At 72.8% G+C, this 13,827-nt stretch carries 13 protein-coding genes; 3 read left to right on the top strand and 10 right to left on the bottom strand.

The features are described 5' to 3' along the window. Positions 1–169 precede the first annotated feature (169 nt). The 5 genes from NE234_RS40780 to NE234_RS40800 all read right to left on the bottom strand — a co-directional run bounded on the left by NE234_RS40780 (position 170) and on the right by NE234_RS40800 (position 5,625). The gene (locus tag NE234_RS40780; RefSeq protein WP_252786519.1) at positions 170–1,354 is read right to left on the bottom strand and encodes a L,D-transpeptidase; all 1,185 of its coding nucleotides are present in this window, start codon (positions 1,352–1,354) and stop codon (positions 170–172) included. Between the two features lie 549 nt (positions 1,355–1,903). Further along, positions 1,904–2,428, bottom strand: coding sequence for a hypothetical protein (locus tag NE234_RS40785; RefSeq protein ID WP_252786520.1), 525 nt, complete (start codon positions 2,426–2,428; stop codon positions 1,904–1,906). Between the two features lie 124 nt (positions 2,429–2,552). Then, complete coding sequence (locus tag NE234_RS40790; protein ID WP_252786521.1) at positions 2,553–3,329, bottom strand: ABC transporter ATP-binding protein; 777 nt, start codon at positions 3,327–3,329, stop codon at positions 2,553–2,555. A 185-nt stretch (positions 3,330–3,514) separates the two neighbouring features. Then, a complete protein-coding gene (locus NE234_RS40795) occupies positions 3,515–4,552 on the bottom strand; it encodes a FecCD family ABC transporter permease (RefSeq protein ID WP_252786522.1) in 1,038 nt (345 codons plus the stop codon). Between the two features lie 35 nt (positions 4,553–4,587). Beyond that, complete coding sequence (locus NE234_RS40800; protein ID WP_252786523.1) at positions 4,588–5,625, bottom strand: FecCD family ABC transporter permease; 1,038 nt, start codon at positions 5,623–5,625, stop codon at positions 4,588–4,590. Positions 5,626–5,770: 145 nt separating this feature from the next. On the opposite strand from NE234_RS40800, the gene NE234_RS40805 reads away from it, so the two are divergent. Continuing rightward, positions 5,771–6,793: an ABC transporter substrate-binding protein gene (locus NE234_RS40805; protein WP_252786524.1), complete on the top strand. Its 1,023-nt coding sequence runs from the start codon at positions 5,771–5,773 to the stop codon at positions 6,791–6,793. A 58-nt stretch (positions 6,794–6,851) separates the two neighbouring features. Then, positions 6,852–7,703 carry a siderophore-interacting protein gene (locus NE234_RS40810; protein WP_252786525.1) on the top strand — a complete coding sequence of 284 codons (852 nt, stop codon included), beginning with the start codon at positions 6,852–6,854 and terminating at the stop codon, positions 7,701–7,703. Between the two features lie 131 nt (positions 7,704–7,834). Here the strand turns inward: NE234_RS40810 and NE234_RS40815 are convergent, their stop codons facing one another. Further along, on the bottom strand, positions 7,835–8,725 hold the full coding sequence (locus NE234_RS40815) for a LysR family transcriptional regulator (RefSeq protein ID WP_252786526.1): 891 nt from the start codon (positions 8,723–8,725) through the stop codon (positions 7,835–7,837). A 97-nt stretch (positions 8,726–8,822) separates the two neighbouring features. On the opposite strand from NE234_RS40815, the gene NE234_RS40820 reads away from it, so the two are divergent. Next, complete coding sequence (locus NE234_RS40820; protein WP_252786527.1) at positions 8,823–10,094, top strand: MFS transporter; 1,272 nt, start codon at positions 8,823–8,825, stop codon at positions 10,092–10,094. On the opposite strand, the gene NE234_RS40825 is transcribed toward NE234_RS40820, so the two are convergent. From NE234_RS40825 to NE234_RS40840, 4 genes are all read right to left on the bottom strand, one after another. Further along, positions 10,054–11,034 carry a quinone oxidoreductase family protein gene (locus NE234_RS40825; RefSeq protein ID WP_252786528.1) on the bottom strand — a complete coding sequence of 327 codons (981 nt, stop codon included), beginning with the start codon at positions 11,032–11,034 and terminating at the stop codon, positions 10,054–10,056. The two genes, NE234_RS40820 and NE234_RS40825, sit on opposite strands and share 41 nt — an antisense overlap. 44 nt (positions 11,035–11,078) lie before the next feature. Beyond that, positions 11,079–11,945: a helix-turn-helix transcriptional regulator gene (locus tag NE234_RS40830; protein ID WP_252786529.1), complete on the bottom strand. Its 867-nt coding sequence runs from the start codon at positions 11,943–11,945 to the stop codon at positions 11,079–11,081. A gap of 97 nt (positions 11,946–12,042) precedes the next feature. After that, positions 12,043–12,723 (bottom strand): TetR family transcriptional regulator C-terminal domain-containing protein, encoded by a 681-nt coding sequence (locus NE234_RS40835; RefSeq protein WP_252786530.1) that lies wholly within the window; start codon positions 12,721–12,723, stop codon positions 12,043–12,045. 42 nt (positions 12,724–12,765) lie between these two features. Further along, complete coding sequence (locus tag NE234_RS40840; RefSeq protein ID WP_252786531.1) at positions 12,766–13,791, bottom strand: amidohydrolase family protein; 1,026 nt, start codon at positions 13,789–13,791, stop codon at positions 12,766–12,768. Between the last annotated feature and the right edge of the window lie 36 nt (positions 13,792–13,827).

The following is a 13,827-nucleotide window of genomic DNA, read 5'->3' on the forward strand; positions in this document are numbered from 1 at the left end:
TAGAGAGGGGAGGGAGGCTCGCACCTCATCATCGGTGGAGAGATTCGGGAGTCCCACCCGCGCACGCGTAGCGTGCCGGAACCGACGAGAGCCGCCACGGGCGGCGAAAGCCGCTTCGGACATGCGAAAGCCGGGCGGATCGGTGGGATCCGCCCGGCTTCGTCCGTCGTCAGTTGGGCGACGCAGCGCCGGAGGACGCCGTGAGAGCGGTCGTCGTCACCGGCTGCTTCAGGGCGCTCTCCTTCATCCACTTGGCGAAGGACAGCTGCCAGTAGCCCCAGCCGTTGTTCCACTCGAGGTCGCGGGTCGTGCCGCTGATGACGACGACGTCACCGCGGTTGCTCAGGTTGAAGTACCAGGCTGCGCCGGAGGGCGTCTGCCGGACACAGCCGTGGCTGCAGTTGCTGTGGCCGAGGCAGCCGAAGTCGCCGGGGCTCTGGTGGAGGTACTCGCCACTGTTGCTGATCTGCACGTCCTTGTAGACGAGCTCGTGGTAGTACCCGGCCTCTCCCTCCTTGATGTTCGGGGAGGTCATCGTCACGACCGGGGACTTGCCCATCGTCAGGTGGACGCCGCTCGTGGTGCGGAAGTCGTTGCCGTGCGAGTCGCCGCCGCCCATGCCGCCGCTCACCGGGATCGTCTTGGCGAGCTTGCCGTCGACGTAGACCTTGTTCTTGTGGGTCTTGAGGTTGACCTTGGCGATGTGGGAGGCGCCGATCGAGAAGTTCCGCGTGACGTCCTTGGCCCCGTACACGCCGGCGGAGGCGCGGACGCCCGCCAGGTGCGCGACGAGGCTGACCTTGCTGTGGGCCGGCCAGTAGTCCTTCGTGCGGAAGATGGCCTGCTCGCTGGTGATCCAGCGCCAGGCGCCCTCCATCGGCGTGGTCGACCGGACCTCGAGGGCCTTCTCGACCGCCGCCTTGTTGGCGACCGGGCGGTTGAAGGTCACGGTGATCGGCATTCCGACGCCGACGGTCTCCCCGGGCTGCGGGATCACGTCGCTGATCTTCACCGTGGAGGACGCCTTGAGGGTGGTGAACTTACTCGTGGCGGTGGTGACCTTGCCCGCCGCGTTCTTCGCGGTGGCGGTCACCGTGTACGCGGTGCCGGGCTTCAGCGTCCACTTCGTCGTCCAGCTCTTCTTGTCCGCGGACATCACGCCGTCGACGGTGCTCGAGCCCGCCTGAACGCTCACCTGCTCCAGCACTCCGCTGTCCGCCTGCACCGTGACGCCCTTGTCCGGACGCACCTTGGCGGCCCCGTTCGCCGGAGTGATGGTGGCCGCCGCGTCCGGCGCCTTGGCGGACTTGCCCGCCGGGGAGGCGTCGCCGCTCGACGAGCACGCCGCGGCCATTGTGAGGAGGGTCGCGGCCGCCACCGGCATGACCCATCGACTCGATTGACTGATGCGCACTGATGACCCCACTTCGCGCGGAAGATGCGCGGCTCAACATGTCAGAACGGAGGCGCGCATCGGTAGATCCCCGGTAATTCGAGCATCATAGTATCGATCAACGGCAATTAACCGGACAATAGCGGATCGGCGGCCGTTGGCCGCCAAACCGTGATCTAAGAAGCTCGACCGAGCAGCATTCGGCGCGTCAGGGCCGAGGTGAAGACGGGTGCCGCCTGCCGCGCGACCGGGGGTGACCTGCGGCGAGGGACGTGCGCGCGATCGGGCGCGCGGCGACGGGCCGGTGGCGTGGCCGGGGACATCGCCGTACGGTCGGGCGCCGGCGGGGACGGAAGACGCCCTGCGATTCGTGCGAAAACGGGGAGAACTCACGGCGTGCGGCCGTGCGGTCCGCGCGCGGGGCGGGGCCGATGCGCCGACCGGCCCCGCCCCGGCGGGTGCCCGCGTTCCCCACGGATCAGCGGGTCCGCGGATCAGCGGGTCCGCGGATCAGCGGGTGAAGACGGCGATGGTCTCGGCCACCGGGCGCGGCCGTCTCGGCGCACAGGGAACGACGACCTCGCCGAAGGTCGAGGTGCTCACCCTGAGCACGACCTTGCCGAGGCGGAGCCGATCGAGCCCGATCGCCTTCGGAACCCACCCGCCCGTGAGATCACCCGTGACGGTGTCGTACGCCGAGACCGGGCCGCCGGAGCCCGACAGCCGGAAGCCCGCGATCTGGGCGCCGCTGACGTCGACCTCGGCGTCGGCGCTCCAGGAGGTCACGGCCACCGGCGGGCGGAGGCTGAGCCGGGAGACGTGCAGGTCGACCCGCGTGAACGTGCCGGCGGTGGGCCGGCGCGGCGTCGCGGTCAGGGTGCCGTCGAACTCCACGGTCCTGTCCCCGAGGAGTGGCACCGCGCACGTGTAGACCATGGAGAACCCGGCCGCGCGGGCGGACGCCGGCGTGAGGACGATTCCGAGTGCGACGGCCGTGGCCGCGGTGACGATGCGTCGGTCGAAAGACTTGATCATCTGATCTCCTTGGCAGAGGTCGCTTCCGCCAAGAAGACGATCATGGATGCCGCGGCCGGCGACCTTCGTGAAACGCGGTTCGACGGAATCTTTGAGCCGCCGGTACCTCGTGCTGGCGCCGGTCCTACCGCCGACGCGCGGCGGGTACGACCAGGGGCGTTCCGGTCTCCGGGTCGTCGATCACGCGGCACGGCAGGCCGAAGACCGCCTCCACTCTCTCGGCCGTGACGACCTCGGCGGGAGCTCCCTCGGCCACCACCCGCCCGTCGCGCATCGCGATGAGGTGGTCGGCGTACCGTGCCGCCTGGTTCAGGTCGTGCAGGACGGCGACGAGGGTGCGGCCCTGCTCGCGCTGCAGCCGCGCGCACAGGTCCAGGACGTCGATCTGGTGGGCGATGTCGAGGTAGGTCGTCGGCTCGTCGAGGAGGAGCAGCGGGGTCTCCTGGGCGAGCGCCATCGCGATCCAGACGCGTTGCCGCTGACCGCCGGACAGCTCGTCGACGCGGACGCCGGCGAGATCGGCCACGCCGGTGGCGGTCATCGACTCCTGGACGACCCGCTCGTCATCGGCCGACCACTGGCGGAACAGCCCCTGGTGCGGATGGCGCCCGCGCGCCACCAGATCGGCCACCGTGATGCCCTCCGGGGCGATCGACGACTGCGGGAGGAGCCCGAGCGTACGCGCGACGGTGCGCGTGGCCTGCGCGTGAATGTCCCGGCCGTCGAGCAGCACGGCCCCGGAGCGCGGTCTGAGCATCCGCGCGAGCGCGCGCAGCAGCGTCGACTTGCCGCAGGCGTTCGGCCCGACGATGACGGTGAAGGAGCGGTCGGGGATCGCCACGGTCAGCTCTTCGGCGACGATCCGGCGCTCGTACGCGAGCGTCAGCGCGCGCCCCGCCAACCTGGATCCGCCGCCCGCCGTACCCTCACCCCGATCCGCCGTACCGCGACCCCGATCCACCACGCCGAAACCCCGATCCGCCGCGCCGGGGCTCCGATCCGCCGGTCCGGGCTCGGCGGCCGTCGTCGGGTGCGCGCGTTCGCGCTCGTGCTCCACGTTCCCTGCCTTCCTGGTGTGCGAGGTCCTCACAGCCGTCCCCTGCGGCGTTCGGTGGCGAGCAGCCAGATCAGGTAGACGCCGCCGAGCACGCCGGTCACCACGCCGACCGGCAGCCGGCGGCCGGGGATCAGCCGCTGGGCGGCCAGGTCCGCGGTGACCAGGAGGGCCGCGCCCATGCACAGGGACGGCAACAGGTTGGGCCCCGGTTCGCGGGTCAGCCGCCGGGCCAGTTGGGGAGCGGTCAGCGCCACGAACGCGACCGGGCCGGTGGCCGCGGCGGCGAGCGCGCTGAGCAGCACGGCCGAGGCCAGCAGCGCCAGGCGTGTGCGCCGCACCCGTACGCCGAGCGCGGTCGCCGTGTCGTCGCCCATCTCGAGGACGCGCGCCGCGCGTGCGCAGCCGAGCAGCACCGCGGGGACGACGACGACCGTGGCCGTCAGGACCGGGGCCAGGTCGCTCCAGCCGCGCCCGTCCAGGGTGCCGGTCAGCCAGAGGACGGCGCGCGCGGCGTCGGGGATGTTCGCGCGGGTGAGCAGGTAGCCGTTGATCCCGGTGAGGATCGCGGCGACGCCGATGCCGACGAGGACGAGACGCCGGCCGTGCAGGCCCTCGCGCCAGGCGAGCAGGTGGATGACCACTCCGGTGACGAGTCCCCCGGTGACCGCGCCGGCCGCCGTCGCCATCGCGCCGCCGCCGACAACGGTGATCACGGTGAGGGCGCCGCCCGCCGCGCCCTGGGTGAATCCGAGGAGGTCCGGGCTGCCGAGCGGGTTGCGGGCCAACGCTTGGAACGCGGCTCCGGAGAACGCCAGCGCGCCACCGGCCGCCAGGGCCGTGAGCACGCGCGGCAGCCGTACCTGCTCGACGATGAAGGCGTCGGCGGGGCTGCCTCCGCCCAGGAGCGTACGGACGACGTCCGCCGGGCTCATCGGATAGTCGCCGCCGCCGATGGCGAGGACGGCCGCGACCGCGGCCACCAGGACGCACGCCGCGCCGACGGTCAGGGCGCGCGGCCGCAGCCGTACGGAGAGGCCGCCGGGGGTCCGGAGGACGACGGTCCTCATGCGCGCCCCTTCGCCGGAGGCACTGCCCCGCCCGCTCATGCGCGTCGCACCAGGGCGAGGAAGACCGGGCCGCCCGCCACCGCCGTGACGATGCCCACCTGGATCTCCGCGGGCCGGCCGAGGACGCGGCCGAGCACGTCGGCGGCGAGCAGCGTCACGGGGGCCAGCACCGCGCAGTAGGGCAGCAGCCGGCGCAGGTCGGGGCCGGTCAGGGCGCGTACGAGGTGCGGCACCATGAGCCCGACGAACACGATCGGCCCGCACGCGGCCGTGGCCGCGCCGCACAGCAGCGTGACGGCGGCGAGCGCGCCGGCCCGGGTCCAGGCGGGACGCGCGCCGAGCGCGCGGGCGGCGTCGTCGCCCAGGGCGAGCGCGTTGAGGGGGCGGGCGAGCGCGGCGGTGAGCAGCGCTCCGGCCGCGACGAAGGGGGCGATCCCCGCGACGACGGAGGGCCGGGCGGTGGCCAGCGAGCCGACGGTCCAGAACCGCATCCGGTCCAGGGAGGCCGTGTCGATGAGCTCCACCGCGCTGACGTAGGCGAACAGCGCCGCGTTGACGGCCGCCCCGGCGAGGGCCAGCCGCTCCGGCGTGGCGGCGCGTCCCCCGCCGACCGCCCAGACGAGGACGGCGACCCCGCCCGCGCCCGCGAAGGCGAACCACACGTATCCCGTGACCGACCCGATCCCCAGGAAGGTGATCGCGGTCACGACGGCGGCCGCGGCGCCGGCGTTGATGCCGAGCAGGCCGGGGTCGGCGAGGGGGTTGCGGGTCAGCGCCTGCATGACCCCGCCGGCGAGGCCGAGCGCGACCCCGGCCAGGAGCCCCAGGAGGGTCCGCGGCAGCCGGGTCTGGCGGACGACGGTGTAGGCGGGGGCGTGCGGATCGAAGAGGCCGTGCCAGACCTCGCCGAGGGAGTACCGCCGGGCACCGAGGGCCAGGCTCGCCGCGAGGACGGCGAACAGGAGCAGCGCGGCGGCGGGCGGCCCGGCCCGGCGCGCGGACCGGCGTCCTCCCGCCGGCGGGGCGGTGGGGGGCGGCGCCGCGGACGGCACGGGGGACTTCGTGACGGACACGGGAGGACTCCGGAGCGAGAGCACGATCACACTGGACAACGCGAACTTAGGTTAGGTTAACCTAACTTCGATCTTACGGCCCCTGCCGCCCAATCCCTTCCGGCACCTGCCGGCCGTCCCCCGTTCCCCAGAGGAAGGAATCGTCATGCCCCAGATCCGGACCCCGGGACTGTCTCGTCGCGGTCTGCTGGCCACGTTCGGCGGAATCGGCGCCGGCGCGCTCGTCACCGCCTGCGGGGGAGGCGGCGGATCGGCCACGGCGAAGGGCGGCGGGAGCTGGGCGTTCACCGACGATCGCGGCAAGCGGGTGACCGCGGGCGGCCGCCCGCGGCGCCTCGTCGCCTACATCGGGACGGCGGCGGCCCTGCACGACCTCGGCCTCGGCGACCGGATCGTCGGCGTGTTCGGCCCGACCACGCTGAAGGACGGCCGGCCGGACCCGCTCGCCGGCAGCCTGGACGTCACCAGGGTGACGGTCCTCGGCAACACCTTCGGCGAGTTCAACGTCGAGAGGTACGCGGCGCTGCGCCCCGACCTGCTGGTCACCAACATGTACCTGCCGAACGCGCTCTGGTACGTCCCGGACAACAGCAAGGACAAGATCACCGCGCTCGCCCCGAGCGTCGCCGTCACCGCCGCGAAGGTGACGCTCACCGAGCCGATCCGGCGGTACGAGGAGCTGGCCGCCTCCCTCGGCGCCGACCTGAAGGCCCGGCAGGTCACCGACGCCAAGGCGCGGTTCGACCGGGCCGCGGAGACGCTGCGCGCGGCGGCCAGGGCCAAGGGCGGCCTGAAGGTCCTGGCCGCCTCCGGCAGCCCCGACCTGTTCTACGTCTCCGACCCGAACGCGAGCGCCGACCTGCGCTACTTCCGCAGCCTCGGCGTGGACCTCATCGTGCCGGACAAGGTCGGCTCTCAGGGCTTCTTCGAGGAACTGAGCTGGGAGAACGCCGACAAGTACCCGGCCGACCTGATCCTGCTCGACGCCCGCACCTCGGCGCTGCAGCCGAAGGACCTGGCCGCCAAGCCGACCTGGGCGAAACTCCCTGCGGTGAAGGCGGGCCAGATCACGCCGTGGCAGAGCGAGCCGCGGTTCAGCCACGCGGGCTGCGCGCCGCTCATCGAGTCGCTCGCCGCCGCCGTCCAGAAGGCCGCGAAGGTCCGCTGACCCGCGGCGATCCGCTGACCCGCGAGGTCCGCTGACCCGCGATAACAGGAGACCCATCGTGAGCACCACCGCCACCGCCGCCCCGTTCCGGTTCTTCGACTCGCGGGTCGTACGGACGCGGCGCCTCGGCCCGTCGACGATCCGGATCACGTTCGGCGGGGACTCCCTGGCCGGTTTCGCCGCCGGCGGCCGCGACCAGCGTTTCAAGCTGTTCCTCCCCCACCCCCACCAGTACTCCCCCGTCATCCCCACCGACGCGGGCGAGGACTGGTTCGCCCGGTGGCGGGCGATGGACCCGGCCGTACGCGCGGTGATGCGCTCGTACACCGTGCGCGAGCAGCGCCGCGACCCCGGCGAACTCGACGTCGACTTCGCCCTCCACGGGGACGGCGGCCCGGCGTCCCGCTGGGCGGCCCGCGCCGTCCCCGGCGACCCGGTCGTCCTGCTCGGCCCGGTGGAGCCGGACAACGGCGGGGTCGACTTCCGGCCGCCGCCCGGCACCGACTGGGTTCTGCTCACCGGGGACGAGACGGCGCTGCCCGCCGTCGCCGGCATCCTCGCCTGGCTGCCCGTGACCGCGCGGGCGCGCGTGTGGATCGAGGTACCGCACGCGGCCGACGTCCAGGACCTGCCGACGCGCGCGGAGGCCGAGATCACCTGGCTGGTCCGGGAGGACGCCCACGCCGAGACGATCGTGGACGCGGTACGGGCCGCCGCGTTTCCCCCGGGCGCCCCGTACGCCTGGATCGCCGGTGAGGCCGGCGGCGTGCGGGCCCTGCGCCGGCACCTCGTCGGCGAACGCGGTTTCGACCGCCGCGCCGTGACGTTCACCGGCTACTGGCGCCGGGGTGTGACGGAGGAGGACCTGCTCGCCGAGGCGGTGGCCGGCACGGCCGCCGCCGACGACTGACCCGACGCGGCCGCCGCCCTCGATCCTGTCGATCTTCACGGACGTCTTCGACTGCTCCCTCCGCTTCCTCGGCGCGACCCTGGAGAACCCCATCGCGCGCTTCGCGCGGTAGCGCCGTGGCGGTGGCCCGCTCACCGCGGGTCCGCCGCCTCCAGGCACGCGCGGACGAAGTCACGCACGATCGGATCGGTACCGTCGCGTTCCCACACGACCGCCAGCTCACTCGGCTCGGCGTCCTCGACCAGCCGATAGTGGACGCCGGGCCGCCGGTAGACGCGCGTGCTGGACTCGGTGAGCATCCCCACGCCCCGGCCCGACTGGATGTTCTGGAAGAAGTCCTCGGAGTTGTCGACCTCGGCGGCGATCCGCGGCGGGCGGCCGAACCGGTCGGCCGCCAGCCAGAACGCCCGCAACGGCCCGGAGGCGGTGGGCAACGCCACGAACTCCTCGTCCTTCAGGTCGGCCAGGCGTACACCGTCTCGGTCGAGCAGCCGATGCCCGTCGGGCAACGCCACGTATCGGGCGTCGCGTCTCAGCACCTCCAGGTCGAGGCGGTCCTGGCCGGGCACCGGCAGCCGCAGCAGGGCCGCCCGGAGGGTGCCCTCCAGCACGCCCCGAGCCGGGTCGGCCCAGTCGACGATCCGCATGCGTACGCTCCAGCCGGGACGCAGGCCGCGGAAACCGGCCTCGATCGCGTTCGTCAGCGCGGGTTCGACGCTGGAGTGGTAGCCGACGGACAGCACCCGCGTCGCCTCGGCCCGTACGGCGCGCAGATCCCGTGCCCAGTCGTCGAAGTCGGCCAGCATCCGCGTCGCCACGGGCAGCAGGGAGAGTCCCGTGTCGGTCAGCTCGACGTACTGCCGGCTGCGGACGAACAGCGGGGCTCCCAGCACGCCCTCGAGCCGCCTGATCGTCTTCGACACCGCGGGCTGAGTCATCCCCAGGCGCTCGGCCGCCTGAGTGAAGTGCAGATCTTCGGCCACCGCCAGGAAGCAGCGGAGCGCCTGAAGGGAGACGTCCACGTCGCCACCGTAATGCCGTTTTGGCATGACGGCGGTCATTGGCGCCGACGGACGCGGGCGGGCGAGCGTGGGAGGGCACCGGAAAGGAGCGATCACAATGAGCACCCTGTCCCCCGCCCGAACCGTCCGCCCCGCCCTCCCCGAGGGTCGTGGGCCATGGCCCGGAATGGGCGCCGTCGTCGCCGCCGCCGTCGCGGCCATGACGCCCGTGTTCGGGGTCGCCGCGCTCGCCACCCCGATCGAGCGCGACGCCGGAATCTCCGGGACGACGCTCGGGCTGGCGCTGAGCGCGTTCTTCGCGGTCACCGCGGCCGGGTCCGGCCTCGGACGCCGCGTCGCGGCGCGCCTGCCGCTCCCGGCGGTCCTGCTGCTCATCGACCTGCTGGCCGCGGCCGCGTTGCTGCTCGCCGCCCTGGCCGACGGCCCGGTGTGGCTCATCGGGGCTCTCATGGTCGGTGGCGTGGCCAACACGCTGCCGCAACCGGCGGCCGGCCGTTACATCGCCGCGCGGGTACCCGGGCACAGGCTGTCCCTCGCCACCGGCCTGGTCGGTGCGGCGCTCGGAGCCGCACCGCTGCTGCCCGGCCTGCTCGCCGGACTCGTCGCCGTCCCGTACGGCCAGCGGACCGCCCTCGTCGCGGCGGCCGCCTTCCCCGTCCTCGCGCTGGCCGCCGTTCCGCTCGGGCGGATCGGCCCGGCCCGCCCCCGAACCCCGTCCACGACCGTCACCGGAGACGGCAGGGGCGCCTGTGACGCCGACCGGCGGCGCACGACCTTCCGGGTGCTCCTGCTGTGGACCCTGGCGGCCGGTCTCGCCACGGTGGGTTCCAACGCCGCCGCCTCCTACTTCATCCAGATCGGTACGGCCTCAGGGCTGTCGACGGCCGTCGCCGGGCTGATGCAGTCCCTCGCGGGGATCGTCGCCATCGCCGTCCGGCTCACGGCGGGCGGCCTCGCCGACCGCGCGCCGCGGCACAACCCGGTCGTGGTCACGGTGATGATGCTCAGCGGCGCGCTCGGCCTGGCGCTCACCGCGTTCGGCACCCCGGTGACGTTCGTCATCGGCGCGGTCCTGGCCGTCGCGGGCGGCTGGGGCTGGACCGGTCTGCTGCTCGCCTCGGTGATGCGCCTGCTGGACGGGCAGGGCGCCCGCGCGGGCGCCTGGATGCAGGCGGGCCTGTTCACCGGCGCGGCGGTCACCCCGTTCACCTTCGGCGTCGTCACCGGCGCCATCGGCGTTGCGGGCGCGGTCCTGCTGGCGGCCGCCACCGCGCTGGCCGGCACGCTCACGATGGCCACGGGCATCCTGCTCCGGTCCCGCACACGGGTCACGGCGTCGCGACGTCGAGCACCAGCTTGCCGGTGGTGAGCCCCGATTCGATGCGGCGGTGCGCCTCGGCGGCCCGTTCCAGGGGCAGCGCCTCGACCTGGACCCGCAGGGCCCCCTTCGCGGCGGCCTCCACCGCGCGGCGCAGCGCCCGGCCCGCCTCCTCGGGGAAGGCGGCGGAGAAGGCGGCCAGGTTGAACCCGGAGACCGTCTTGTTGGTGAACCACAGTTCGTTGGCCGGGACGCCGACGTCGTCGGCGCCCGACGCGTTGCCCATCACCACGAGGCGGCCCATCGGCGCCAGCCGGTCCAGGCCGGCGCGGCGAGCGGGACCGCCGACCATGTCGACGACGATGTCGAACTCGCCGGCCCCGGCGAGCCGGTCGCGCAGGATCACCTCGTCATAGCCGAAACCCCTGGCCGCCTCGATCTTGGCCGGTCCGCCGACCGTGCCGACTACGCGGCCCGCGCCCAGCAGCCGGGCGGCCTGGCCGAGCTGGCTGCCCACCCCACCGGCCGCGGCGTGGACCAGGACGCTCTGCCCGGGCTCGATGCGCGCCACCCGGTCGAGCACCAGGAAGGCCGTGGTGCTGTTGGACGGCAGCGCCGCGGCCACGTCCAGCCCGAGGTCGAGGCCGTCCAGCGGGGCGACCAGGTCCGCGGAGGTGACGACCACCTCCGCGTAGCCACCGCTGTCGACGATCGTCAACGCGGCCACCGGCTGACCGACCGTCAGGTCCTCGACGCCATCGCCGACGGCGCGAATCCGGCCCGAGACCTCGATTCCGGGGACGAAGGGCAACGGCACGTCCACCACGCCACGCCGATAGAGGACCTCGGCGAAGTTCGCGCCCGCGTACGCCACGTCGATCGCGACCTCGCCCGGACCGGGCTCGGGGACCGCCACCTCGTCCGTGCGGAGCACCTCGGCCTCGCCGAACTCGGGGATGGTGACCGCCTTCATCTGCTCACTGCTGCTCATGGCGATGAGTCTGCTGGCGCGGCGCGGACTCCGGCAGTGTCGGCTCATCCTGGGTGTGACACCACCAGGCTGCGCTCCCGCATCAGCTTCTCCAGCCGCTCCTGCGTGCCCGTGCCCGGACGGGGGTTGTGCAGGATCAGGTGATGACCGGGCTGCTCGGGCAGCGGCAGCAGCGTGGCGTCGAAGGTCAGTGTTCCGGCCTCCGGGTGATCGACCGCCTTGACCGCGCTGGTGTGCTCGGCCACGTCGTGACGCGCCCACAGTTCGGCGAACTCCGGGCTGACCTCGGCCAGCTCGCCGGCGATGCGCTCGAACTCCGGGTCGTCGGGGTGGCGCGCGGCGTCGGCGCGGAAGCCGGCGGCCACCGAGGGCGCGGTCTCGGCCCAGTGGCGATGCACCACCCGGTAGCGGGCGTTGGTGAAGAAGGAGACCAGGCAGTTGTGGTCGGTCTCGCCGTAGCCGAACACGACCCGGGCGGCGTCGTTGATGGCGGTGAAGTTCCAGTGGCGGTCACGGATGTAGCCGGGCCGCGGCGACCAGGCGTCCAGCAGCCGCCGCACCTCCGGTGAGGCGGGCACGGAGGCCGCGGACCGTGCCTGCGGCGGGTTCAGCCCGGCCAGCAGGTACAGGTGCGCTCGTTCGGCGGAGTTCAGCAGCAGCGCACGGGCGATCGCGTCGAGGACGTCCTCGGACACCTTGATGTCGCGTCCCTGCTCCAGCCACGTGTACCAGGACACCCCGACCCCGGCCAGCACCGCGACCTCCTCGCGCCGCAACCCCGGCGTACGGCGGCGACCACCCGCCGGCAGCCCGACCTCCTCGGGCGAGACCCGCGCGCGCCGACTGCGCAGGAACTCCCGCAGCTCGGCGCGGCGCCGGTCACGGGACAGGGAGGAATCAGCACTGGCCATGGCCCTAACCTTAGGCATCCCGGACGTTCCGGCGGCCATGGCGGCCGGACGGATCGCTCCCTCGAATTCGGGCCGAGGGGGGATCGTGATCGTCCGTCTACGACAACAGGTGGTCGAGGCAGAGGTTCAGCCCGGCCTCCAGGTGCTCTGCCGAGCCGGTGGAGAGCAGGACGGTGACACCGCCTTGGACGGCGGCGATCACAGCCGCGGCCGTGCGGTCGGCGTCGAGGGCGGGGTCGGCCTCACCGGCCGCTTGTGTGGCCTCGATACCGGCGCGGACGCACTCCTGCCACCGCCGCACCAGTTGCGCCGACACGGCCTGCGCGGCCGGGCTGTACCGGCCCACGTCGGCGATCAGTACCCCGAGCGGGCAGTGCAGCCCCTGGTCGCGGTATTGCTTGACGACAAGGTCACGCCACGCCTCCCAGGCCGCGCGCGAGGTGAGTTCGCTCAGGTACGGCTCCTGATCCTCGAACACACGCTCAGCTTCGAGTTCGGCGACCGCAAGGAGAAGCTGTTCCCCGAAGCCACCGACGGCCCCACGGCCCTGCGGGCCTTCGACACCAACGCCGTGGGGATCGTGCGTGTCACGGAGGCGGCGCTTCCCCTGCTGCGCCACCGCATTCGGAATCGGAAGGGCACCGGAGGACAGCGCCAGAGTCGTCGTGCGTATGGCCACCCTCGACGCGGACGGCCCGACAGGAACCTTCCAGGACGAGAACGGAGAAGTCCCCTGGTAGGTATCTAGGCGCGATCGGGGGCAGACCGCCTCGGCCACCCCCGATCCTTCTACGCCACCGCACCCGTTGACCACCCGGTCTCACAGCCGGAAGAGGCGCTCCGCGTTGAGATGGGTGATCTTCTCCCGGTCTTCGGGTGTGACGTCGAGTTCGTCGAGGAACTCCCGCGTGCCGTCGAGGTGAAGGAAGGGGTAGTCGACGGACCAGATCAATCGGTCGAGTCCCACCACGGCGCGGATGAAGTCGAACTGGGGCCGATGGAACATCCCGCTCGGGGTGACCCAGACATTCGAGCGGTAGATCTCGGTGATCGTCCGCGACAGCCCGGTGTCACCTGGTGAGAGGACGTCGTCCAGGCGGCTGAGATAGAAGGGGACCATCTCGCCCCAGTGACCGCTGATGACCTGAAGGTCGGGAAGACGTTCGAAGACTCCGGCGAGAATGAGCCGGAGCACGTGGATCCCCGCCTCGTGGTGCCAGCCCCATGCGCCCAGCGAAAGTTCGGCGCTCACCTTGTCGTTGAATCCCGCGTAGTAGGCCTGCTGGACCTGCGGGACCGGATGGAACGGGTGCACGTAGAGCGGCACCCGCAGTGCGGCGATCCTGTCCAGGACGGGCTGGTAGACGGGATCGTCGAGGAACCCGGCACCGGGGCGCCCCAGGATCAGGACCCCGCGCAGACCGAGGTCGGTCACGGCACGGTCGAGTTCGTCCACGGCGGCGGCCGGCTGTTGCCACGGCAACGCCGCCAGCCCCTGGAGCCGGTCGGGGTGGGCGGTGACCGCCTTCGCGAGCCGGTCGTTGGCCGACCGGCACAGGGCGATCGCCTTGTCGTCGGGGACGAGCTGGATCGGACTGGTCCAGGAGACGATCTGCACATCGATGCCGTGCTCGTCCATGCGCCGGATGCGCTCCTGCCCGAGGTCGGCCCCGAGGCGGAGCGCTTCCTTGATGTCGACGGCCGGCCGTCGGCCAGGGCCCGGCCGCACGGGAGCGGAGCTGGAGCTCTGCATCCGCATGTACGGCGCTTCACGGGCGAGGGCCGGGCCGGCCGCCTCGGCGATCGACTGGTCGATCGCATGCTCCTCGATACAGATCAGTGTCATGAATCCTCCTCTTCGCGAACCACCGGGGAAATGTAA

The sequence above is a fragment of the Actinoallomurus rhizosphaericola genome, from assembly GCF_024055675.1.
Taxonomy (GTDB): domain Bacteria; phylum Actinomycetota; class Actinomycetes; order Streptosporangiales; family Streptosporangiaceae; genus Actinoallomurus; species Actinoallomurus soli.

Coding starts and splice junctions, on each gene's coding strand:
- NE234_RS40780 (WP_252786519.1), bottom strand. CDS start 1,354: ATGGCCGCGGCGTGCTCGTCGAGCGGCGACGCCTCCCCGGCGGGCAAG.
- NE234_RS40785 (WP_252786520.1), bottom strand. CDS start 2,428: ATGATCAAGTCTTTCGACCGACGCATCGTCACCGCGGCCACGGCCGTC.
- NE234_RS40795 (WP_252786522.1), bottom strand. CDS start 4,552: ATGAGGACCGTCGTCCTCCGGACCCCCGGCGGCCTCTCCGTACGGCTG.
- NE234_RS40805 (WP_252786524.1), top strand. CDS start 5,771: ATGCCCCAGATCCGGACCCCGGGACTGTCTCGTCGCGGTCTGCTGGCC.
- NE234_RS40820 (WP_252786527.1), top strand. CDS start 8,823: ATGAGCACCCTGTCCCCCGCCCGAACCGTCCGCCCCGCCCTCCCCGAG.
- NE234_RS40825 (WP_252786528.1), bottom strand. CDS start 11,034: ATGAGCAGCAGTGAGCAGATGAAGGCGGTCACCATCCCCGAGTTCGGC.
- NE234_RS40830 (WP_252786529.1), bottom strand. CDS start 11,945: ATGGCCAGTGCTGATTCCTCCCTGTCCCGTGACCGGCGCCGCGCCGAG.
- NE234_RS40840 (WP_252786531.1), bottom strand. CDS start 13,791: ATGACACTGATCTGTATCGAGGAGCATGCGATCGACCAGTCGATCGCC.